Consider the following 21,281-nt stretch of genomic DNA (forward strand, 5'->3'; position numbering starts at 1 on the left):
GCGGCACTTCGCCGCGGCGGGATGCTGACGCGGTGAAGTCCGACCGGCTGCTGTCGATCCTGCTGCTCCTCCAGACCCGGGGCCGCGTCCCCGCACCCGAACTCGCCGACCGGCTCGAGGTGTCGGTCCGCACCATCTACCGGGACGTCGAGGCGCTGTCCGCCGCCGGCGTCCCGGTGTACGCCGAGCGCGGCCGGCACGGTGGCATCGAACTCCTCCCCGGCTTCCGCACCGACGTCACCGGGCTGACCGCCGACGAGTCCCGCGCCCTGTTCATCCTGGCCGCGCAGGGCGCCCATGCCGCGCTCGGCCTCGACGCGGCCCTCGGCTCGGCCCTGCGCAAGGTGATGGCCGCGCTGCCGGCACCGCACCGGCCCGCCGCCGAGGTGACCAGCCGCCGCATCCTGGTCGACGCCACCCGCTGGAAGAGCGGCCCGCGGCAGGCCGTCGACCTGGAAATCCTCCAGGAGGCGGTGTTCTCCGACCGGCGTCTGAGGCTGCGCTACCGGCACAGCGGGGAGCGGGAACCGCGGACGTACACCGTGGACCCCTACGGCCTCGTCGCCAAGGCCGGGGTCTGGTACCTGGTCGCCGACCGGCGCGGCCGCCCCCGGCTGTTCCGCGCCGACCGCGTGCGCTCGGCCCGCCTGCTGGACGAGCCCGTACGGCGCCGGGCCGGGGTCGAACTCGCCGACGTCTGGGAGCTGTTGTGCCGGCAGGTGGAGGAGCGGGAGAACGAGATCGAGGTCACCGTGCGGGTACGGCGGGAGCTGCTCGACATGTTCCAGCGCATGGCCGCCGCCCAGCTGACGGCTCCGCCCGAGGACGACGGCGAGGGCGAGTGGGTCACCGCGCGGCTGGCCTACCCGGTGCTGCGCGCGGTACGCCAACTCCTCGCGTTCTCCGACCGGGTGGAGATCCTGGACCCGCCCGAGGCCCGCGCGGAACTCCTGGCCGGGGCCCGCTCCGTCATGGCCCTGTACCAGCCTTTACCTGACTGACAGGGGCCGGCAGGGCTGAGCGGCGTTTCGTACGCACCGGGATGGCTCAATCCAGCCAGTGGCTGCGGCCGAGGCTGATGAGCCGCAGCTGGCGGGTGGCGAGCTGGGTCACTCGCTCCCGCTCCTCCTCCGGGGCCTCCAGCGCCTCCAGGAACAGGGAGGCGGTGATGAGCATCTGGTCGACGTAGAGGTGCGCGAGCATCAGCAGGTCGTCGTCGCTCCAGCCCGCCGCTTCGGGGTCCTTGGCCAGCTCGGCCTTCACCTCCTCGGCGAACCGGTGCAGTTGGGCCCGGATGGCCTCGCGCACCGGCTGAACTCCGCCATGTCGCTCCCGGGCGATAAAACGGACATGTGCGGGGTACGCGTCCACGTGACGGGCGATCAACTCGATGGCGCGCGTGATGCGTTCCTCGCTGTCGCCCGTGGTGGACACCGTCGTCCGCACCATCGGATGCAGGCTGCCCAGCGCCTCGTCGACCAAGGCCACACCGAGATCGGCGGTCGAGCGGAAATGCCGGTAGAAGGCGGTCGGGGCCACACCGACGGCCCGGGTGACCTCGCGCAGACCCAGGCTGCTCAGGCTCTGCTCCTCCAGCAGCGCGAGCGCCGCGTCGAGGAACGCCTGCCGGGTCTTCTGCTTCTGGGCCTGCCGGATGCCGAGGGTGTGACTCATGTCATCCAGTTAACAACTGTTCTCTGGAATTGAAAAGCCGTCGGGAGCGCTAGACTCGAAGTCAGTGAACAACTGTTACTACAACTGTTCACCCAAACTTCACACCGGCTGAACACGAGGCATATCGGAGGGGGGATCTGATCCCATGCTGTTCCTCGTCGCCGCACTCATGCTGCTCGGCGTCGTGCTGGGCACCGTCGCTCACGCACCGCTGACCGTCACCGCCGTCCTGGCCGCCGTCATCGCCGTCTGGCTCGGCGTCTTCGCGATCCGCGAGCGTCACGGGCGCCGCCGCCACACCTCGGCCAACTGACCACCGGAACTCCGGTCAGCCGACCACCGGAAAGGACCTCAGGAGCTGAGCATGATGCACCTCACCGCACCGGCCACCGGCCGCACCCGCACCGACACCGACACCCGACCGCGCACCCGCGACGCCGACGGCATGGCCGTCGCGTCCTTCGTCCTCGGCCTCCTCGGCCTGCTCGTCCTCAACCTCTTCCTCGGCCCGATCGCCATCGTCCTGGCCGCGGTCGCCCTCTGGCGCGGCACGACCCGCCGAGGCCGCGCCTACCTGGGCCTGACCCTGGGCGTCGCCGACCTGGCGGTCCTGGTGACGGCGATGGAACTCTCGGGCACGGTGTCCTGGAGCCTGTGACCCACACGGCCGCACCGGCCGCACCGGGCGTGCCGCCGAACCGGGCGTACTGCCGCGCCGCAGCCGCCGACCGGCAGCCCGCCGCGACCGGCCGCGCCGCCGCCCCCGCCGACCGGGAGACCGCCGTTCTGGGCGTGCCGCTCAAGCGGGCGTACTGCCGCGCCGCCGCACCTGCCGACCGGCAGCCCGCTGCACCCGGGCGCGCGCCGCCGCACCGGCTACGCCGCCGCCCCCGCCGACCGGGAGACCGCCGTACCGGGCGTGCCGCCGCACCCGCCGGCCGGCAGCCCGCCGCGCCCGGCAGCCCGCCGCACCCGCCGACCGCCGCAACCGGCCGCGCCGCCGCCCCCGCCAGCCGGGAGACCGCCGTACCGGGCGTGCCGCTCAAGCGGGCCTACCGCCGCCGCACCCGCCAGCCGGCCGTGCCGCCGCACCCGCCGGCCGGGGAGACCGCCGTTCTGGGCGTGCCGCTCAAGCGGGCGTACTGCCGCGCCGCCGCACCTGCCGACCGGCAGCCCGCTGCACCCGGGCGCGCGCCGCCGCACCGGCTACGCCGCCGCCCCCGCCGACCGGGAGACCGCCGTACCGGGCCTGCCGCTCAAGCGGGCCTGCCGCCGCCGCACCCGCCGACCGGCCGTGCGGCCGCGCCCGCCGGCCGGCAGACCGCCGCGCCGGGCGCGCCGCCGTACCGCCGTGCCGCCGCGCCCGCCGTGGGCAGTCGTTCCGCAGGGCGGGACGGGTGGGCACGGCCGGCAGTGCCGGGTGCCTCGTCACCGAGCCAGGTGCAGCCACCGCAAGGCGCCGCAGCGCACGGCACCCACGCGCGGCCGAAGCCGACCGCGAGCGCCGTAGAATCGCCTCACCATGGCTTACCTCGACCACGCCGCGACCACCCCGATGCTCCCGGAAGCGGCGGAGGCACTCACCGCCCAGTTGAGCATCACGGGCAACGCCTCCTCCCTCCACGCATCCGGCCGCCAGGCACGCCGTACGGTCGAGGAGTCCCGCGAAACCCTCGCGGAAGCCCTCGGCGCCCGCCCCAGCGAGGTCGTCTTCACCTCCGGCGGCACCGAGGCCGACAACCTCGCGGTCAAGGGCCTGTACTGGTCCCGCCGTGACGCCGACCCGGCCCGCACCCGCATCCTGGCCAGCCCCGTCGAGCACCACGCCGTGCTGGACGCCGTGCACTGGCTCGGCGAGCACGAGGGCGCCACCGTCGAGTACCTCCCCGTCGACTCCTACGGCCGCGTCCACCCCGAGGCGCTGCGCGAGGCCATCGCCCGCAACCCCGCCGACGTCGCCCTGGCCACCGTGATGTGGGCCAACAACGAGATCGGCACGGTCATGCCGATCCGTGAACTGGCCGACATCACCGCCGAGTCCGGCATCCCGCTGCACGCCGACGCGGTCCAGGCCTTCGGTCAGGTCCCGGTCGACTTCGAGGCCTCGGGCCTGGCCGCCATGACCGTCTCCGGCCACAAGATCGGTGGTCCGTACGGCATCGGCGCCCTGATCCTCGGCCGCGAGCACACCCCCGTACCCGTCCTGCACGGCGGCGGCCAGGAGCGGCATGTGCGCTCCGGCACGCTGGACGTCCCGGCCGTCGCCTCCTTCGCCGTCGCCGGCCGGCTCGCCGCCGAGCAGCGCGAGTGGTTCACGCGCGAGATCGGCGCCCTGCGCGATCAGCTGATCGACGCCGTGCGCCGCGCCGTACCGGACGCGATCCTCGGCGGCGACCCGGCGCCCGAGGGCCGGCTCCCGGCCAACGCCCACTTCACCTTCCCGGGCTGCGAGGGCGACTCCCTGCTGCTCCTGCTGGACGCCCAGGGCATCGAGTGCTCCACCGGCTCCGCCTGCACCGCGGGCGTCGCCCAGCCCAGCCACGTCCTCCTCGCCACCGGGACCGACCCGGACCTGGCCCGCGGCACCCTGCGCTTCTCCCTCGGTCACACCTCCACGGAGGCGGACGTGGAGGCCGTGGCCAAGGCGATCGGCCCGGCGGTGGAACGCGCGCGGGCGGCCGGACTGACGTAGCCGCGCAAGGTCACGCGACCGCGCAAGGTCACCCGGCCGCCAAGGTCACCCGGCCGCTCGGGCTGACCTGGCCGCGCGGGCTCACGTGGCCGCCCGGGCCCCCGTGCGCTGCGCGCGGACCAGGCGTATGTACCGGTCCCAGTCCCAGAACCGCCCGGGATCGGTGTGGTCCGTCCCCGGCACCTCCACGTGCCCGATGATGTGCTCGCGGTCCACGGGCATGCCGTACCGCTCGCATACCGCCGCCGTCAGCCGCGCCGAAGCCGCGTACATCTCGTCCGTGAAGGAGGAGGCGTCCTCCACGAAGCCCTCGTGCTCTATGCCGACGCTCCGTTCGTTGTACTCCCGGTTGCCCGCGTGGAAGGCCACGTCCAGCTCCCGGACCAGCTGGGTGACCCGCCCGTCCTTGCGCACGATGTAGTGCGCCGCCGCTCCGTGCCCCGGGTCCCGGAAGACCTTCACCGCGGACGCGTAGCCGCCCTGGGTGACATGGACGACCACCCGGTCCACCCGGTAGTCGGACGGCCGGTCCGCGAGCCGGTAGTTCGCCGCCGAGGCCCCCACCCAGCGCGCGCCCCGGAAGTCCACCGCGCCCGCCACCCGCGGCTTGTCCACCCCGGGCATGCGCCACCACAGCCGGGACAGCTCCTCCCGGGCCAGCACGGCCGTGCCCACGGCAGCGGCGGCCCCGCCGACCAGCATGGCCCGCCGCCCCAGCCGCCGGTCCGTGTCGTCCTTCGCCGTGCCCATGTCCGCCCCCGTCGCCGCCGGCATCACCGGCCCGTCGTCACCCTCTGCGATCGTCAACGGATATCAGGCCGACGCGGTTCCCGCGCCCCGTACTCTGGAAGGGCTATGACTGACACCCCGCAGCGCACCCGCCCCCTCCGCGTCCTCGCCGCCATGTCCGGCGGAGTCGACTCCGCCGTCGCCGCCGCGCGCGCCGCGGAAGCAGGCCACGACGTCACCGGCGTCCACCTCGCGCTCTCCGCGAACCCGCAGTCGTTCCGAACCGGCGCGCGGGGCTGTTGCACCATCGAGGACTCGCGCGACGCCCGCCGCGCGGCCGACGTCATCGGCATCCCGTTCTACGTCTGGGACCTGGCCGACCGCTTCCGCGAGGACGTCGTCGATGACTTCATCACCGAGTACGAGGCCGGCCGCACCCCGAACCCGTGCCTGCGCTGCAACGAGAAGATCAAGTTCGCCGCGCTGCTGGACAAGGCGCTGGCCCTCGGCTTCGACGCCGTCTGCACCGGCCACTACGCCAAGGTGATCGTGAACGCGGACGGCTCCCGTGAGCTGCACCGCGCCTCCGACATGGCGAAGGACCAGTCGTACGTCCTCGGCGTGCTCGACGAGAAGCAGCTCGCGCACGCGATGTTCCCGCTCGGCGACACGGTCACCACCAAGGAGGAGATCCGCGCGGAGGCCGAGCGCCGGGGCCTGGCCGTGGCCAAGAAGCCCGACTCGCACGACATCTGCTTCATCGCCGACGGCGACACACAGGGCTTCCTGGCCAAGCGGCTCGGCAAGGCCGAGGGCGACATCGTGGACGAGTCCGGCGCCAAGCTGGGCACGCACGAGGGCGCGTACGGCTTCACCATCGGCCAGCGCAAGGGCCTCCGGATCGGCACCCCGGCCCCGGACGGCAAGCCGCGGTACGTCCTGGACATCTCCCCGGTCACCAACACGGTCACCGTCGGCCCGGCCGACGCCCTGGACGTCACCGCCCTGACCGCGATCAAGCCCCGCTGGTGCGGCACCGCCCCGGCCGGCCCGGGCACCTACACCGCCCAGCTGCGCGCCCACGGCGGCGAGACCGAGGTGACCGCCGAGCCGGTCGACGGCGAGCTGCGCGTGACGTTCGCCGAGCCGGTCCGCGGGGTCGCCCCCGGCCAGGCGATCGTGCTGTACGACGGCACGCGCGTGGTGGGCTCGGCGACGATCGCGTCCACCACGCGCGCGACGGCCGCGGCGGTCTGAACCGGCCGGCCCTTCCTCCCACGAGGAACGGCGCGCCCACCCCGCGAAGAGCGGCCCGCCTACCCGGCGTAGAACTCCGCCAGCACCGGCCCCAGCACGTCCGGCTCCACCATGTGGGTCTGGCCCTCCAGGACCCGGTACGTGCCCTGGGGCACGGTCTCCGCGATCTCCCGGGACGCCGCGCGCATCCACTCGGGGCTCGCGCCGCCCGCGACCGCGAGCACGGGCACACCGATCGCGGCGAGCCGGTCCCGGGGCAGCAGGCCGTCGCCCATGACCGCGTCGTCGTGGGCGAGGCTGGGCGCGACGGCCTCCATGCCGGCCCACATCGGCGACTCCCGGGCACGCTGGATCATCTCCTCGCCGAGGCCCGTCAGGCGCAGGAACAGCTCCACCGCGTCCCCGCGCCGGCCCTCGCCGAGGGCCTTGTTCAGCTGCTCCTTGTAGGTGGCCTCGCGCGCGGCGCCGCCCGCCAGATGGTCGGCGTACGGCACCTCGTACACCGCCGCGCGCGGGACCGGCAGCCCGCTCGCCGCCGCGCGCAGCACCAGCGCGCCGCCCGAGGAGACCCCGAAGAGCGCCGCCTCGCCGCCCACCGCGTCGATCAGCGCGGCCAGATCCTCCACCTCACGGTCGACCTCGTACGGCGCCGTGTCGCCGCTCGCGCCGCGGCCCCGGCGGTCGTAGACGACGGCCGTGCAGCGGTCGGCCAGGCGCTGGGCCAGGGGCGCCACGGTGCCGCCGGTGGACATCGCACCGCTCACCAGGATCACCGTGGGCCCCTGGCCGATCACTCCGTACGCGAGGGACGTGCCGTCGCGGGAAGTCGTCTTCTTGTCCATGGCCGTGCAGACTGCCGCACGGCACGCCGCTCATCGGTCACGACACGGCGATGCCGGCCGTGGTCATGAGACCTCGGTGTCGTAGAAGCAGTAGTGGTCCTTGATCTCCGCCACCCCGTCCTTGGGCTCCGGATACGCCCAGACCAGGTCGGGCGCGTCCGGCAGGGACCAGTAGGACGCCGTGCCCTTGAAGGGGCACACGGTGTGCGTGTCGGAGGGCGTCAGCAGATCGAGGCGGACGTCCTCGGCGGGGATGTAGTACCTGACCGGGCAGCCCGTCTCGCGCAGCTCCAGGGGCCGGTCGGACTCCGCGAGCACCTGGTCGCCGCGCACCACGCGCACGTGCCGCTCGCTCTTCTGGATCGTGATCGTGTGTCCTTGGGTCATACCCGTTCAGCACCGGGACGGGCCGCGCTTCTTCCCGCCCGGCGCCGGGACCGTACGGTAGGGGTCATGAACATCTGCGTCTTCCTGTCCGCCGCCGACCTCGACGAGCGTTACACGCGCCCCGCGCGCGAGTTCGCGGAACTGCTCGGCAAGGCCGGACACACGCTCGTCTGGGGCGGTTCCGACGTCGGCCTGATGAAGGTGGTCGCCGACGGCGTGCACGAGGCGGGCGGCAGGCTGCTGGGCGTCTCCGTGGAGTTCCTGGCGAACAAGGCGCGGCCCGGCGCCGACGAGATGGTCATCGCGGCCGACCTCGCCGAACGCAAGAAGCTGCTGCTGGAGAAGGCCGACGCCGTGGTGATCATGGTGGGTGGCACCGGCACGCTGGACGAGGCCACCGAGATCCTGGAGCTGAAGAAGCACGGCCGCACCGAGAAGCCGGTCGTACTGCTGAACACGGCGGGCTTCTACGACGGCCTGCGCGAGCAGTTCCGCCGCATGGAGGCCGAGGGCTTCCTGCCCCGCCCGCTGGCCGAGCTGGTCTTCTTCGCCGACGAGCCGGTCGCGGCCCTCGCCTACCTGGAGGCCGCGGCATGAGCGCCTACCGCCGCGGGGCTCGGCGTCCGGTGATGCGAGCATGGCGGTCATGGCTACTCATGTGATCACCGGGGCCGGTTCCGGCATCGGCGCGGCCGTGGCCCGCCGGCTGCACGCGCGCGGGGACGAGATCGTGCTGCACGCGCGCGACGCGGGCCGCGCGAAGGAGCTGGCGGCCGAGTTCCCCGGCGCGCGCACCCTGGTCGGCGACCTCGCGGACCCGGACAGGCTCTCCTGGGCGTTCTCCCACCAGACGCTCCCGGACCGGGTCGACTCCCTGCTGCACATCGCCGGAGTCGTCGACCTCGGCGCGGTCGGCGACCTGACCCCGAAGTCCTGGCGCCACCAGCTCGACGTCAACCTGATCGCCCCCGCCGAGCTGACCCGGCACTTCCTGCCGCAGCTGCGGACGGCCCGCGGCCATGTGATCTTCGTCAACTCCGGCGCCGGCCTCACCGCGCACGCCGGCTGGTCCGCGTACGCCGCCTCCAAGCACGGTCTGAAGGCCCTCGCCGACTCCCTGCGCCAGGAGGAGCACGCGAACGGCGTCCGCGTCACCTCGGTCTACCCCGGCCGCACCGCGAGCCCCATGCAGGCCAAGGTCCACCAGCAGGAGGGCAAGCAGTACGACCCGTCGAAGTGGATCGACCCCGAGTCGGTCGCCACGACGATCCTGACGGCCCTGGATCTCCCGAGGGACGCGGAGATCAACGACCTGACGGTACGTCCGGGGCGCTGACCTCGGCCGGGAGGTTCCGTAGGCTTCCCTGGTGAGCGAAAACAGCCAGTTCAGGTTCCCGGGGGCCACCGGCGTGGGTTCCCTGCCCGGCGGGGACGCGCGGGAAGCCGCGAAGACCGCCACCGGATCGTTCGAGGACTTTCCGTTCCTCCCCGAGCTGCCCGGGCGCGGGCCCGGCGCGGACATGATCGGCCGTACCGCCGGGATGCTGGTCGAGCTGTACGCGCGCGTGGAGCCCAGCGGATGGCGGATCGGGGACCGGCCGGGCCGGGACACGAAGCGGGCCAGGTCCTGGCTCGGCGAGGACCTGGACGCCCTGGAGGAGTTCACCCAGGGCTACGAGGGCGACCTCAAGGTGCAGGCCGTCGGGCCGTGGACGCTGGCCGCCGCCCTGGAGCTGAAGAACGGCGAGGCCGCCCTGTCGGACCTCGGCGCCTGCCGGGACCTCGCCGCCTCGCTTGGGGAGGGCCTGCGCCTGCACCTCGCCGAGGTGCGGCGGCGCGTGCCCGGCGCCCGGCTCGTGCTGCAACTCGACGAACCCTCCCTCACCGCCGTGCTGCGCGGACAGGTGAAGAGCGCCAGCGGCTACCGCACGCACCGCGCCGTGGACCGGCAGATCGTGGAGGCGACGCTGAGGGACGTCGTCGGCGTGCACACGGGCGGGCCCGTGCTGGTGCACTCCTGCGCCCCGGACGTGCCGTTCGCCCTGCTGCGGCGGGCCGGAGCGGCGGCCGTCTCCTTCGACTTCGCGCTGCTCACCGAGCGTGACGACGAGGCGATCGGCGAGGCCGTGGAGGGCGGCACGCGGCTGTTCGCCGGTGTGGTGCCGGGCACGGACGGCCCGTTGTCAGACCCTGCCGGTAGCGTCATGGGTGTCAGGACGTTGTGGCGCAGGCTGGGGCTGCATCCGGGGCTGCTCGCGGAGGCGGTCACGGTGACCCCGGCGTGCGGTCTGGCGGGCGCTTCCCCCGCGTACGCGCGCCAGGCGCTCGCCCACTGCGTCCAGGCGGCGAGATCCCTCGCGGACAACCCAGAGTAACGGGAGGACAACACGGTGGCCGGCGACAAGCAAGCGGAGACGACGGCGGTGCCCGCCGAGGCCCGCGAGAAGCACGCGCAGCTGGCGGAGCAGATCGAGGAGCACCGCTTCCGGTACTACGTGAAGGACGCTCCCGTCATCAGCGACGCGGAGTTCGACCAGCTCCTGAAGTCTCTGGAAGCCCTGGAGGGGCGGTATCCGGAGCTGCGCACCCCGGACTCGCCCACCCAGAAGGTCGCGGGGTCGTACGAGACGGAGTTCACGGCGGTCGAGCACCGCCAGCGGATGCTCTCGCTCGACAACACGTTCAACGACGACGAGCTGGCCGCCTGGGCCGACCGCATCGCCAGGGAGCTGGGCGACCAGACGTACCACTTCCTGTGCGAGCTGAAGGTGGACGGCCTCGCGGTCAACCTCACCTACGAGAAGGGCCGCCTCACGCGCGCGGCCACCCGCGGCGACGGCCGCACCGGCGAGGACATCACGCCGAACGTCCGGACGATCGCGGAGATCCCGGACCGCCTGAGGGGCGACAGGGTGCCCGACCTGGTGGAGATCCGCGGCGAGGTCTACTTCCCGATGGAGAAGTTCCTCGAACTGAACGAACGCCTGGTCGCGGTCGGCGACAAGCCGTTCGCCAACCCCCGCAACGCCGCCGCCGGTTCGCTGCGCCAGAAGGACCCGCGGGTCACCGCGACCAGGCCGCTGCACATGGTCGTCCACGGCATCGGCGCCCTGGAGGGTTTCACGGGCATGACCCGGCTCTCGCAGGCGTACGACCTGCTGAAGACCTGGGGTTTGCCCACCTCCCCGCACAACCGCGTGGTCGACGACCTGGGCGGCGTACGGGAGTTCATCGCGTACTACGGCGAGAACCGTCACTCCGTCGAGCACGAGATCGACGGTGTCGTGGTCAAGCTGGACGAGATCCGCCTCCAGGGCCGGCTCGGCTCCACAGCGCGGGCGCCCCGCTGGGCGATCGCCTACAAGTACGCGCCGGAGGAGGTCAACACCAAGCTCCTCGACATCAAGGTGGGCGTCGGCCGCACCGGCCGGGTCACGCCGTACGCCCAGGTCGAGCCGGTCACGGTCGCGGGCAGCGAGGTGGAGTTCGCCACCCTGCACAACCAGGAGGTCGTCAAGGCCAAGGGCGTGCTCATCGGCGACACCGTGGTCCTACGCAAGGCCGGTGACGTCATCCCGGAGATCCTCGGCCCGGTGGTGGACCTGCGGGACGGCAGCGAGCGGGAGTTCGTGATGCCGGGCGAGTGCCCCGAGTGCGGGACGCCGCTGCGGCCCATGAAGGAGGGCGACATCGACCTCCGCTGCCCGAACGCGCGTACCTGCCCGGCCCAGTTGCGGGAGCGGGTCTCCTACCTCGCGGGCCGGGAGTGCCTGGACATCGAGCACTTCGGCGCGGTGGCCGCCGCCGCGCTCACCCGCCCGCTGGAGCCGGCCGACCCGCCGCTGGTGGACGAGGGCGACCTGTTCGACCTGACGGTGGAGAAGCTGCTGCCCATCAAGGCCTATGTCCTCGACCCGGACAGCGGCCTGCCCAAGCGCGACCCGAAGACCGGCGAGGAGAAGGTCGTCACGGTCTTCGCCAACCAGAAGGGCGAGCCGAAGAAGAACACCCTCGCCCTGCTGGCGAACATCGAGGCGGCCAAGTCCCGTCCCCTCGCCCGCTTCCTGAACGGGCTGTCGATCCGGCACGTGGGACCGGTGGCCGCGCAGGCCCTCGCGCGCGAGTTCCGCTCCGTCGACCGCATCGAACAGGCGACCGAGGAGGAGCTGGCGGCCACCGACGGCGTCGGCCCCATCATCGCCGCCGCGCTCAAGGAGTGGTTCGCCGAGGACTGGCACCGCGAGATCGTCCGCAAGTGGAAGGCCGCGGGCGTCCCCCTGGAGGACCAGTCGTCCGGCGAGGAGGAGGGCCCGCGTCCGCTGGAGGGGCTCACGGTCGTCGTCACCGGCACGCTGGAGAACTTCACCCGGGACGGCGCCAAGGAGGCGCTCCAGCGCCAGGGCGCGAAGGTGACCGGTTCGGTGTCGAAGAAGACCTCATTCGTCGTTGTGGGTGACAACCCCGGATCGAAGTACGACAAGGCCATGCAACTGAAGGTTCCCGTTCTGAACGAGGACGGTTTCGGCGTCCTGTTGGAACAGGGCCCCGAAGCGGCGGCCGAAGTCGCGCTTCCGACCGGGGAGTAGCGGTTGAAGGCCACCCGATCGGCGCATATCAGATGCATACGGGTGGCCCGGGCGCATTCGGGCAACCGTCGGAGACCGCTGCCCGTGGAAGCCTTCCGCGGCCTACTGTTGAGGTGTGCGCCTGCCGTGCCCAGCTGCGGCTGGGGCATCTCCGTGCCCTCCAGGGGCGCGGAGAAGGTTTCTTCGACGCGGAGCTGCTGATGGTTGTCGGGCATCGGGCCGCGTGGCGTGGGCACCGCCGGCTGTGAGAGGGACGGGAATGGAACCGACCGAGAGCGCCGCCCCGGACTCATGGCTGCGCCTGCGCCGCCGTGCCGGCGCGTGGCGCGGGAACCGGTGGACCGGGCGGGCCGACGGGCGTACGGCCGCGCAGCCGCGCCCGGCCGGACCGGGCGCCGCCACCGAGGCGCACGCGCCCCTGCCGGCCATCGCGCCCGCCCCCGGCCTGGCCGGCGCCGACACCGAACGGCACCAGTCCTGGCCGGCCCTGCCCGCGGCCGTCGTCGCCGCCGCCGGATTCGCCCTGGGCGCCGGCTTCTACCGCGCCTACACCGGCCACCACGCCCTCTTCCCGGGCGGCACGGTCGGCTGGTCGCTGGCCCTGCTCACCGGTGTCATCGTCGGCCACCTCGTCATGCTGGGCCGCGCCCGTTGGTGGGGCGGCACCGGTTCGGGCGCCGCCCTCACCCTCGCCGTCCTGCTGCTGTACGGCTGGGTGCCCGCCGGCCTGGTCAGCCTCACCGTCGTCGTCCTGGTCGGCATCGCCCGCCGCAACCGCTGGCGGCAAGGGGTGCTGCACGGCGCGGTGGACATGCTCGGCATCGGCGCCGGCGCCCTGCTGCTCGGCGCGTGCGGCCGGGTCCCGAGCGTCGAGGAGCCCTGGCGGCCCGACACCTGGAGCGTCGCGACGGCCCCCGAGATCGTGCTGGTCGCGGTCGCCTACCTCGCCGTCAGCCGTGGCCTGCTGTGGTACCTGCACGCCCCGCAGGGCGGCGGGGTGCCCACCGTCGCCCGCACCGCCCTGGTCCGACAGGGCCTGGTCGCCGTCGCGTTGCTCGGCATCGCGCCCCTGCTGTGCGTCGTCGCCGACGCCCAGCCGATCCTGCTCCCGCTGTTCGCCATCCCGCTCATCGCCCTGGACTCCACGCTGTGGATGGCCCGCGCCCGTGCCGAGGAGCAGCTGCGCGACCCGCTGACCGGGCTGCCCAACCGGCAGTGGCTGCTGGAGCGCATCTGGACCGCCCTGGACGACGCCGACCGCATCGGCGCGCGCGCCGCGCTCATGCTGATCGACCTCGATCGCTTCCGGTCGGTGAACGACACCCTCGGTCATCTGGCCGGCGACCGGCTGCTGCTCCAGATCGCCGACCGGCTGCGGCTCGCCCTGCCGCGCGGCGCCGAGGCCGCCCGGCTCGGCGGTGACGAGTTCGCCGTCTTACTGCCCGTAGCCGACTCCACCACGTCGGCCACCCGCGTCGCCCGCGGCCTCGTCTCCGCCCTCAGCTCCCCGCTCGACCTTGACGGGCTCACCCTCGTCCTGGAGGCCAGCGCCGGCGTCGCCGTCTTCCCCGACCACGCGCTCGACGCCGAAGGGCTCCTGCGCCGCGCCGACGTCGCGATGTACCAGGCGAAGAGGGACCGTACGGGCGTCGAGGTGTACGAGTCCAAGCGGGACTCCAACACCCCGGACCGCCTCGGCCTGCTGGGCGACCTGCGCCGGGCGCTGGACGCGCACGAGGTCCAGCTCCACTACCAGCCCAAGGTCCGCTTCGACGGACAGGTCGCCGGCCTGGAGGCCCTGGTCCGCTGGGTGCACCCCGAGCGCGGGAAGGTGCCGCCGGACGAGTTCATAGCGATAGCCGAGTCCTCGGGGCTGATGCCCCACCTCACCGAGTACGTCCTGGAGACCGCGCTCGGCCAGGTCGCCCGGTGGCGCGCACAGGGCCTCAGGGTCCCGGTCGCCGTCAATGTCTCCCCGCGCGACGTCCACACCCCGGGATTCGCCGGATCGGTCGCCGCGCGCCTCGCCCGGCACGGGGTCCCCGCCGGAGCGCTTCAGCTGGAGATCACGGAACACGTCCTGCTGGAGGACCCGCAGCGGGCCGCCGACACCCTCGCCGGGCTCACCGGGCACGGCGTGAAGATGTCCCTGGACGACTTCGGCACCGGCTACTCGTCGCTGGTGCACCTGCGGCGGCTCCCGGTCAGCGAGCTGAAGATCGACCGTTCCTTCGTGGCCCGGCTGGCCGTCGACGCCGAGGACGCGGAGATCGTGCGCTGCACCGTCGACCTCGCCCATTCGCTGGGCCTCCTCGTCGTCGCCGAGGGGGTCGAGGACGACGAGACGTGGGAGCGGCTGCGGGATCTGGGGTGCGACGCGGTGCAGGGGTGGCTGGTCGCCGCGGCGATGCCGCCCGAGGAGGCGACGGCGTGGCTGCTGGCGCGGGGCTCCCGTGGGTGGCAGCGGCCGCGCGCCGCGTTGCCCGCGGCCGAGTAGTTCTCCCGCCCGCTCGTCTCAGGCCGGGCTCGCGGGGTCTGACACCGCTCCCTGATCCGGCCTGATCCAGACTAAAGACCCTAGCCCCCCGTGAAGTGGCCGACCAGCAGCGCCAAGCGCGTCCCGTGCGCGTGTTCCGGCAGCCTGCCGCACCGCACCAGCGTGGCCAGGCCGTGCAGCCCCGCCCAGAACGTCTCCGTCAGCAGCGCGGGGTCGTCGCCCTCGGCCGCGACGGGTTCCACCGCGAGGCGCAGTTCGGCGAAGGCCTCCCGCAGCGGTGCCGGAGCCTCCTCCGTGGCGAACGGCAGATCCACCCGGAGGGTGAACATCGCGTCGTAGAGGGCGGGCCGGCGCCTGGCGAAGGACGTGTACGTCTGCGCCACCGCCGCCAGCGCCTCCCGTGTGCCGCGCGCCGCCGTGCGGGCCTGCCGCAGTTCCGTCGCCAGGTCGGCGCACCCCTGCACCGCGACCGCCGCCACGATCGCGTCCTTGCCCCTGAAGTGGCTGTAGAGGACGGGCTGGCTGTACTCGATCCCGGCCGCCAGCCGGCGTGTGGTCACCGCGTCCCAACCCTCGGACTCCGCCAGCTCCCGCGCGGCCGTGACGATCAGCCACTCGCGTTCCGCTCGTTCGCGCTCCCGGCGCGTCTGGATCGACATGGCCTTGATTCTAGCAACGCTAGCCAACCTGTCATTGCTCTGATAGCGTCGCTCTTGCAGCTAGCGCTGCTAGCAAAGAAGTGGGAGAACGGAAATGACCGTCACCGCGTACACCCTGGCCGTCCTGCTCGACCTGTTCTGCGTGTTCCTCGGCTACCGGTTCTGGTTCCAGCCCGGCCCCGCGGCGGCCGGCTACGGAGTCCCCGCCGACCCGCGCGGCGACGCCCGCGCCTACCTGTCGGTCAAGGGACTCAGGGACGGCGCCTTCGGGCTGCTGGGCCTCGCCCTGCTCGCCTTCGCCGGCGCCCGGGCCGAGGCCTGGTTCATGGTCTGCGTGGCACTCGTCCCGCTCGTCGACACGCTGATAGTCCTGCGGAACGGCGGCGCGAAAGCCGTCGCCTTCGGGATCCACTTCGCCACCGCGATCGTTGTACTGATCAGCGCCGGACTGCTCTTCGCGGTCTGACCACATCCACAGGGGGAATCCGCCATGTCGCTGTTCGTGCCGAAGTTCGACGCCACCGTGCTCGTCCGCGACGCCGAGGCCGAGGTCGTCGGCGGTGCGCCCGTCGCCGTGAAGCTGCTGGCCGACAGCAGCGCCAGCGGCGGCGCGCTGTCAACCGTGCGCGTCACGCTCGCCGAGGGCGCCGACGGGGCCCGCCCTCATGTACACCACAACTCGGCCGAGATGTTCTACCTGCTCGACGGCGAGGCCGAGGTCCTCTCCGGTGACGACGTCGTCACCGCCGGGCGCGGCGACCTGATCATCGTCCCGCCGGACCGGCCCCACGCCTTCGCCGCCGTCCCCGGCAGCACCGCCGACCTGCTCATCGTCATCACCCCGGGCGTCGAGCGCTTCGAGTACTTCCGCCACCTCCAGCGCATCCGCCTCGGCGAGGCCACCCCGGAGAGCCTGCTGGAGGTCCAGGAGCTGTACGACAACCACTTCCTGAAGAGCGACGCCTGGGACGGGCGGCGCCGCTGAGGCCGGGCCCGGGGGAAACCGTTTCACGGTCACGGCGCCCCGCCCCATAGGATTGGGCCCAAACCACACACACTCACCCCAGAGGATCGCTGCATGCCTGGCATCACGCGCGAGGAGGTCGCCCACCTCGCCCGGCTGGCGCGTCTGGAGCTGAAGCCCGAAGAACTCGACCACTTCGCGGGACAGCTTGACGACATCATCGGCGCGGTCGCCCGCGTCAGCGAGGTCGCCGACCAAGACGTACCGCCGACCTCTCACCCGCTCCCGCTGACGAACGTCATGCGGCCGGACGAGGTCCGTCCCTCGCTCACCCCCGAGCAGGCGCTCTCCGGCGCCCCGGCACAGGAGCAGCAGCGTTTCAAGGTGCCGCAGATCCTGGGGGAGGAGTGACCACCATGACGGACAAGAACAGCATCATCAGGCTCACCGCGGCCGAGACCGCGGCGAGGATCGCCTCCGGCGAGCTGACGGCCGTCGAGGTCACCGAGGCCCACCTCGCCCGGATCGAGGCGGTCGACGAGAAGGTGCACGCCTTCCTCCACGTCGACGGCGAGGGCGCCCTCGCCCAGGCCCGTGCCGTGGACGAGAAGCGGGAGCGCGGCGAGAAGCTCGGCCCGCTGGCCGGTGTCCCGCTCGCGCTCAAGGACATCTTCACCACCGAGGGCGTGCCCACGACCGTCGGCTCGAAGATCCTGGAGGGCTGGATCCCGCCGTACGACGCGACGCTCACCAAGCGGCTCAAGGCCGCCGACGTCGTCATCCTCGGCAAGACCAACATGGACGAGTTCGCCATGGGGTCCTCCACCGAGAACAGCGCCTACGGCCCGACCGGCAACCCGTGGGACCTCACCCGGATTCCCGGCGGCTCCGGCGGCGGCTCCTCGGCCGCGCTGGCCGCGCACATGGCCCCGCTCGCCATCGGCACCGACACCGGCGGCTCCATCCGCCAGCCGGCCGCCGTCACCGGCACGGTCGGTGTGAAGCCGACGTACGGCGCGGTCTCCCGCTACGGCATGGTCGCGTTCTCCAGCTCGCTCGACCAGGGCGGCCCCTGCGCCCGTACGGTGCTCGACGCGGCGCTGCTGCACGAGGTCATCGCCGGGCACGACCCGCTGGACTCCACCTCCATCGACGCCCCGGTCCCGCCGGTGGTCGAGGCCGCCCGCAACGGCAGCGTCGCGGGCATGCGCGTCGGCGTGGTCAAGCAGTTCCGTGGCGAGGGCTACCAGGCGGGCGTCATCCAGCGCTTCGACGAGTCGGTCGCGCTGCTCAAGGAGCTGGGCGCCGAGATCGTCGAGCTGGACTGCCCGTCCTTCGACCTCGCCCTGTCGGCGTACTACCTGATCGCCCCGTCCGAGTGCTCCTCCAACCTCGCCCGCTTCGACGGCCTGCGCTACGGCCTGCGGACCGGCGACGACGGCACGCACTCCGCCGAGGAGGTCACCTCCCTCACCCGTGAGGCGGGCTTCGGCGCCGAGGTGAAGCGCCGCGTCATGCTCGGCACGTACGCCCTGTCGAGCGGCTACTACGACGCGTACTACGGCAGCGCCCAGAAGGTCCGCACGCTGATCAAGCAGGACTTCGACAAGGCCTTCGAGCAGGTCGACGTGATCGTCTCCCCGACGACCCCGACCACCGCCTTCGCGATCGGCGAGCGCGCCGACGACCCGATGGCGATGTACCTCGCGGACCTGTGCACCATCCCGACCAACCTGGCGGGCAACGCGGCCATGTCGCTGCCCTGCGGTCTGGCCCCGGAGGACGACCTCCCGGTCGGTCTCCAGATCATCGCCCCGGTGATGAAGGACGACCGGCTGTACAAGGTGGGCGCCGCCGTCGAGGCCGCCTTCGTGGAAAAGTGGGGTCACCCGCTGCTGGAGGAGGCACCGTCGCTGTGAGCGCACTGTCCAAGGCCAAGGGCTTCAAGAAGTCCAAGTCCGGTACGTACCTGTCCATGGCCGCCACCGCGTTCGGCGCGGTCGGCGCCATGAAGCAGATCAAGAAGGCCCGCTCCGAGAACGACACGCTGCGGCTCGTCGACGCCGTCGTCACCGCCGCCGGCATCGCCACCGGCCTCGCCATCCTCTACCGCGAGCTGAAGCGGCTGGGCGACGACGACGTCCTGCTGGGCTGAGAGGGAAGTTTTCACCGTGACCACCACGACCGACCTGGTGTCGTACGAGGACGCGCTGGCGTCGTACGACCCCGTCATGGGCCTTGAGGTCCATGTCGAACTCGGCACCAGGACCAAGATGTTCTGCGGCTGTTCCACGACGCTCGGCGCCGAGCCGAACAGCCAGACCTGCCCCACCTGCCTCGGCCTGCCCGGCTCGCTCCCGGTCGTCAACGCGACCGGCGTCGAGTCCGCGATCAAGATCGGTCTCGCGCTGAACTGCGAGATCGCCGAGTGGTGCCGCTTCGCCCGGAAGAACTACTTCTATCCGGACATGCCGAAGAACTTCCAGACCTCCCAGTACGACGAGCCGATCGCCTTCAACGGCTACCTCGACGTGCAGCTGGAGGACGGCGAGACCTTCCGCGTGGAGATCGAGCGCGCCCACATGGAGGAGGACACCGGCAAGTCGACGCACGTCGGCGGCGCCACCGGCCGTATCCACGGCGCGTCCCACTCCCTGCTCGACTACAACCGCGCCGGCATCCCGCTGATCGAGATCGTCACCAAGCCGATCGTCGGAGCCGGCGAGCGCGCCCCCGAGGTGGCCAAGGCGTACGTCCGCGAGCTGCGCGAGGTCATCCGGGCCCTCGGCGTGTCCGAGGCCCGCATGGAGATGGGCCAGATGCGCTGCGACGTGAACCTGTCGCTGATGCCCAAGGGCGGCGACAAGTTCGGCACGCGCTCCGAGACCAAGAACGTCAACTCGCTGCGTTCCGTCGAGCGCGCCTGCCGCTTCGAGATCCAGCGGCACGCGGCCGTGCTCTCCAGCGGCGGCACGATCGTCCAGGAGACCCGCCACTTCCACGAGGACACCGGGTCCACGACCTCGGGCCGCGTCAAGGAAGAGGCCGAGGACTACCGGTACTTCCCGGAGCCCGACCTGGTGCCGGTCGCGCCCTCGCGCGAGTGGGTCGAGGAGATCCGCGCGGCCCTGCCCGAGCTGCCGCTGGCCCGCCGCACCCGGCTGCTGTCCGAGTGGGGCATCTCCGCCACCGACATGCAGGCGATCCTCAACGCCGGCGCGCTGGAGCCGATCGTCGCCACCATCGACGCCGGTGCCGACGCGGCCTCCGCCCGCAAGTGGTGGATGGGCGAACTGGCGCGCAGCGCCAACGAGTCCGGCAAGGCGCTGGAGGAGCTGGCGATCACGCCGCAGCAGGTGGCCCGGGTCACCGAGCTGGTCGCGAAGGGTGACCTGAACGACAAGCTGGCCCGTCAGGTCATCGAGGGCGTCCTCGCCGGCGAGGGCACCCCGGACGAGGTCGTCGAGAAGCGCGGACTGAAGGTCGTCTCCGACGACTCCGCGCTCGGCACGGCCGTCGACGAGGCCATCGCCGGCAACCCGGCCATCGCGGACAAGATCCGCGGCGGCAAGGTGGCCGCGGCCGGCGCCCTGGTCGGCGCGGTCATGAAGGCCACCCGTGGCCAGGCCGACGCGGCCCGCGTCAAGGAGCTGATCCTGGAGAAGCTGGGCGTCAGCGAGGGCTGAGTCCCCACGCGGTGTACGGCCCCGGAGGGATGCCCTCCGGGGCCGTACGGCTAGCTACGGCGTCCCACGACCCGGGCGAACCCGAGCAGACGCCCCTGGTCGGCGGTCAGCAGCTCCACGGAGTCGCGGGCCAGCCCGGCCATGAACGCGCTCGGGCTCTTCTCGGCGCACACCTGGCTCCACAGCAGCCAGTCCCGCCAGCCGTCCTGAAGCCAGTCGGCTGTCTCGACGGTCACGGCACCCGTGCGCATCCAGTTCCGGTGCCACCAGCCGGGGGAGTGGAACGCCCAGAACCCGGGGTCCCAGTGGGCCGTGAGGTGCTCCGGCGGCTCGGCTCCGGCGATCTCCTCCCGCACCGACGGCACCACCACCCCGATCCGCCCGCCCGGCTTCAGCAGCCGGGTCAGCGTGGGCAGATACAGGTCGTTCGTGCCGAAGTACTGGTAGGCGTCGACGGACACGATCGCGTCGAAGGAACCTTCGGCGAACGGCAGATCGTGCGCCTCGGCGAAGACGGGCAGCACCCGGTCGGCCAGCCCCGCCTCGGCGACGCGTACGGCGTTCTCGTCCGGCTTCACCCACAGGTCGGCCGCGGTGACCTGGACGCCGTACTCCCTGGCCAGGAAGACGGACGTCATGGCGCGTCCGCAGCCGAGGTCGAGCACCCGGGCGCCGGGCGGCAGCCGGTCGAGGCCGAGCGCGGGCGCCAGCCACTCCAGCAGCCACAGCGCGTGCGGGCCCATCTGGTTCTCGATGGTCCAGCGGACGTCGTAGCCGTTGCTGCGGGGATAGCGCGGATGGGTGAGGCGGCTGAGGAGCGCGTCGGGTGTTCTCGGTGTCTCGGTCACAAGCGACCATGCCTAGCAGTCGCAGGCGCCGCCCCGCACCACGTTTTCCCAGCCCGAGGCGGTACGCTCGCCCGCCATGAGTGGACGCACCGATTCCGACACCGAGCCCCCGATAAGCGAGGAGCCGGAGGGGCATGTCGAGGACGCCCGGCGGGCCCGGTGGACCGCGGCCGGCACCGGAGCGCTCCTCTGCCTCGCGGGACTCGCCGCCTCCCTGATGCGGCTCACCGCGTCCGCGCCCGCCCGCGTGCCCGCCGCCTACGCCCTCGGGGCCGCCGTCTGCGCGCTCGCGGCGCTGCTCGGCTCCAAGGGGCGTACCCGCAGGGCCCTGTGGCTGCTCATCGCCGGGGCGATGGTCATGGCGCTCGGGGACCAGTTCGACTGACGTCCCTTCAGTTCGGCCGTCACCCCTTGTCGTTCTTTGGGGGCTGTCCGGTTTATTGGCGATTGTTCCCGGCCA

The 21,281-nt window shown here is 72.6% G+C and carries 23 protein-coding genes; 17 read left to right on the plus strand and 6 right to left on the minus strand.

Features of this window, described 5'->3' with window-relative positions; all coding sequences use genetic code 11:
- Window positions 1-32 precede the first annotated feature (32 nt).
- Window positions 33-1,001 (plus strand): helix-turn-helix transcriptional regulator, encoded by a 969-nt coding sequence (locus ACZ4WH_RS27240; RefSeq protein ID WP_468185158.1) that lies wholly within the window; start codon window positions 33-35, stop codon window positions 999-1,001.
- 46 nt (window positions 1,002-1,047) lie between these two features.
- Here ACZ4WH_RS27240 and ACZ4WH_RS27245 read toward each other — a convergent pair whose 3' ends face one another.
- Window positions 1,048-1,674: a TetR family transcriptional regulator gene (locus ACZ4WH_RS27245; RefSeq protein ID WP_468185160.1), complete on the minus strand. Its 627-nt coding sequence runs from the start codon at window positions 1,672-1,674 to the stop codon at window positions 1,048-1,050.
- Window positions 1,675-1,819: 145 nt separating this feature from the next.
- On the opposite strand from ACZ4WH_RS27245, the gene ACZ4WH_RS27250 reads away from it, so the two are divergent.
- The 3 genes from ACZ4WH_RS27250 to ACZ4WH_RS27260 all read left to right on the plus strand — a co-directional run bounded on the left by ACZ4WH_RS27250 (window position 1,820) and on the right by ACZ4WH_RS27260 (window position 4,366).
- Window positions 1,820-1,987, plus strand: coding sequence for a hypothetical protein (locus ACZ4WH_RS27250; protein WP_014675136.1), 168 nt, complete (start codon window positions 1,820-1,822; stop codon window positions 1,985-1,987).
- A gap of 54 nt (window positions 1,988-2,041) precedes the next feature.
- Window positions 2,042-2,332, plus strand: a complete 291-nt coding sequence (locus tag ACZ4WH_RS27255) for a DUF4190 domain-containing protein (RefSeq protein ID WP_468185257.1) — start codon at window positions 2,042-2,044, stop codon at window positions 2,330-2,332.
- Between the two features lie 864 nt (window positions 2,333-3,196).
- Window positions 3,197-4,366 carry a cysteine desulfurase family protein gene (locus tag ACZ4WH_RS27260; protein WP_468185163.1) on the plus strand — a complete coding sequence of 390 codons (1,170 nt, stop codon included), beginning with the start codon at window positions 3,197-3,199 and terminating at the stop codon, window positions 4,364-4,366.
- An 81-nt stretch (window positions 4,367-4,447) separates the two neighbouring features.
- On the opposite strand, the gene ACZ4WH_RS27265 is transcribed toward ACZ4WH_RS27260, so the two are convergent.
- Window positions 4,448-5,116 (minus strand): N-acetylmuramoyl-L-alanine amidase, encoded by a 669-nt coding sequence (locus tag ACZ4WH_RS27265; protein ID WP_468185260.1) that lies wholly within the window; start codon window positions 5,114-5,116, stop codon window positions 4,448-4,450.
- A 105-nt stretch (window positions 5,117-5,221) separates the two neighbouring features.
- On the opposite strand from ACZ4WH_RS27265, the gene mnmA reads away from it, so the two are divergent.
- Entirely contained in the window at window positions 5,222-6,352 is a 1,131-nt protein-coding gene (gene mnmA, locus ACZ4WH_RS27270; RefSeq protein ID WP_468185165.1) for a tRNA 2-thiouridine(34) synthase MnmA, read from the plus strand.
- Between the two features lie 59 nt (window positions 6,353-6,411).
- Here mnmA and ACZ4WH_RS27275 read toward each other — a convergent pair whose 3' ends face one another.
- On the minus strand, window positions 6,412-7,194 hold the full coding sequence (locus ACZ4WH_RS27275; protein WP_468185168.1) for an alpha/beta fold hydrolase: 783 nt from the start codon (window positions 7,192-7,194) through the stop codon (window positions 6,412-6,414).
- 63 nt (window positions 7,195-7,257) lie between these two features.
- Window positions 7,258-7,581, minus strand: a complete 324-nt coding sequence (locus ACZ4WH_RS27280) for a DUF427 domain-containing protein (protein WP_468185171.1) — start codon at window positions 7,579-7,581, stop codon at window positions 7,258-7,260.
- Window positions 7,582-7,647: 66 nt separating this feature from the next.
- On the opposite strand from ACZ4WH_RS27280, the gene ACZ4WH_RS27285 reads away from it, so the two are divergent.
- From ACZ4WH_RS27285 to ACZ4WH_RS27305, 5 genes are all read left to right on the plus strand, one after another.
- Window positions 7,648-8,178 (plus strand): LOG family protein, encoded by a 531-nt coding sequence (locus ACZ4WH_RS27285; protein WP_468185174.1) that lies wholly within the window; start codon window positions 7,648-7,650, stop codon window positions 8,176-8,178.
- 40 nt (window positions 8,179-8,218) lie between these two features.
- Window positions 8,219-8,917 carry an SDR family oxidoreductase gene (locus tag ACZ4WH_RS27290; protein WP_468185177.1) on the plus strand — a complete coding sequence of 233 codons (699 nt, stop codon included), beginning with the start codon at window positions 8,219-8,221 and terminating at the stop codon, window positions 8,915-8,917.
- Window positions 8,918-8,948: 31 nt separating this feature from the next.
- Complete coding sequence (locus ACZ4WH_RS27295) at window positions 8,949-9,956, plus strand: methionine synthase (RefSeq protein ID WP_468185180.1); 1,008 nt, start codon at window positions 8,949-8,951, stop codon at window positions 9,954-9,956.
- Window positions 9,957-9,971: 15 nt separating this feature from the next.
- Window positions 9,972-12,167, plus strand: coding sequence for an NAD-dependent DNA ligase LigA (ligA, locus tag ACZ4WH_RS27300; RefSeq protein ID WP_468185183.1), 2,196 nt, complete (start codon window positions 9,972-9,974; stop codon window positions 12,165-12,167).
- Window positions 12,168-12,426: 259 nt separating this feature from the next.
- On the plus strand, window positions 12,427-14,664 hold the full coding sequence (locus ACZ4WH_RS27305) for a putative bifunctional diguanylate cyclase/phosphodiesterase (RefSeq protein ID WP_468185186.1): 2,238 nt from the start codon (window positions 12,427-12,429) through the stop codon (window positions 14,662-14,664).
- Window positions 14,665-14,744: 80 nt separating this feature from the next.
- On the opposite strand, the gene ACZ4WH_RS27310 is transcribed toward ACZ4WH_RS27305, so the two are convergent.
- Window positions 14,745-15,323: a TetR/AcrR family transcriptional regulator gene (locus ACZ4WH_RS27310; RefSeq protein ID WP_468185188.1), complete on the minus strand. Its 579-nt coding sequence runs from the start codon at window positions 15,321-15,323 to the stop codon at window positions 14,745-14,747.
- Window positions 15,324-15,417: 94 nt separating this feature from the next.
- On the opposite strand from ACZ4WH_RS27310, the gene ACZ4WH_RS27315 reads away from it, so the two are divergent.
- The 6 genes from ACZ4WH_RS27315 (at window position 15,418) to gatB (ending at window position 19,973) form a co-directional block, all read left to right on the plus strand.
- Complete coding sequence (locus ACZ4WH_RS27315; protein WP_468185191.1) at window positions 15,418-15,789, plus strand: DUF4267 domain-containing protein; 372 nt, start codon at window positions 15,418-15,420, stop codon at window positions 15,787-15,789.
- A 24-nt stretch (window positions 15,790-15,813) separates the two neighbouring features.
- Window positions 15,814-16,308 (plus strand): cupin domain-containing protein, encoded by a 495-nt coding sequence (locus ACZ4WH_RS27320; protein ID WP_468185193.1) that lies wholly within the window; start codon window positions 15,814-15,816, stop codon window positions 16,306-16,308.
- Between the two features lie 93 nt (window positions 16,309-16,401).
- The gene (gatC, locus tag ACZ4WH_RS27325; RefSeq protein ID WP_004925108.1) at window positions 16,402-16,698 is read left to right on the plus strand and encodes an Asp-tRNA(Asn)/Glu-tRNA(Gln) amidotransferase subunit GatC; all 297 of its coding nucleotides are present in this window, start codon (window positions 16,402-16,404) and stop codon (window positions 16,696-16,698) included.
- Between the two features lie 5 nt (window positions 16,699-16,703).
- Window positions 16,704-18,206, plus strand: coding sequence for an Asp-tRNA(Asn)/Glu-tRNA(Gln) amidotransferase subunit GatA (gene gatA, locus ACZ4WH_RS27330; protein ID WP_468185196.1), 1,503 nt, complete (start codon window positions 16,704-16,706; stop codon window positions 18,204-18,206).
- Window positions 18,203-18,442, plus strand: coding sequence for a hypothetical protein (locus ACZ4WH_RS27335; RefSeq protein WP_468185198.1), 240 nt, complete (start codon window positions 18,203-18,205; stop codon window positions 18,440-18,442). Before gatA ends, ACZ4WH_RS27335 begins: the two co-directional genes overlap by 4 nt.
- A 16-nt stretch (window positions 18,443-18,458) precedes the next feature.
- The gene (gene gatB / locus ACZ4WH_RS27340) at window positions 18,459-19,973 is read left to right on the plus strand and encodes an Asp-tRNA(Asn)/Glu-tRNA(Gln) amidotransferase subunit GatB (protein WP_468185200.1); all 1,515 of its coding nucleotides are present in this window, start codon (window positions 18,459-18,461) and stop codon (window positions 19,971-19,973) included.
- 50 nt (window positions 19,974-20,023) lie between these two features.
- Here gatB and ACZ4WH_RS27345 read toward each other — a convergent pair whose 3' ends face one another.
- Window positions 20,024-20,821 (minus strand): methyltransferase domain-containing protein, encoded by a 798-nt coding sequence (locus ACZ4WH_RS27345; protein ID WP_468185202.1) that lies wholly within the window; start codon window positions 20,819-20,821, stop codon window positions 20,024-20,026.
- Between the two features lie 76 nt (window positions 20,822-20,897).
- On the opposite strand from ACZ4WH_RS27345, the gene ACZ4WH_RS27350 reads away from it, so the two are divergent.
- Window positions 20,898-21,206, plus strand: coding sequence for a hypothetical protein (locus ACZ4WH_RS27350; protein WP_468185204.1), 309 nt, complete (start codon window positions 20,898-20,900; stop codon window positions 21,204-21,206).
- The last annotated feature ends 75 nt before the right edge of the window (window positions 21,207-21,281 follow it).

It is taken from the genome of Streptomyces sp. NPDC029138, from assembly GCF_055564375.1.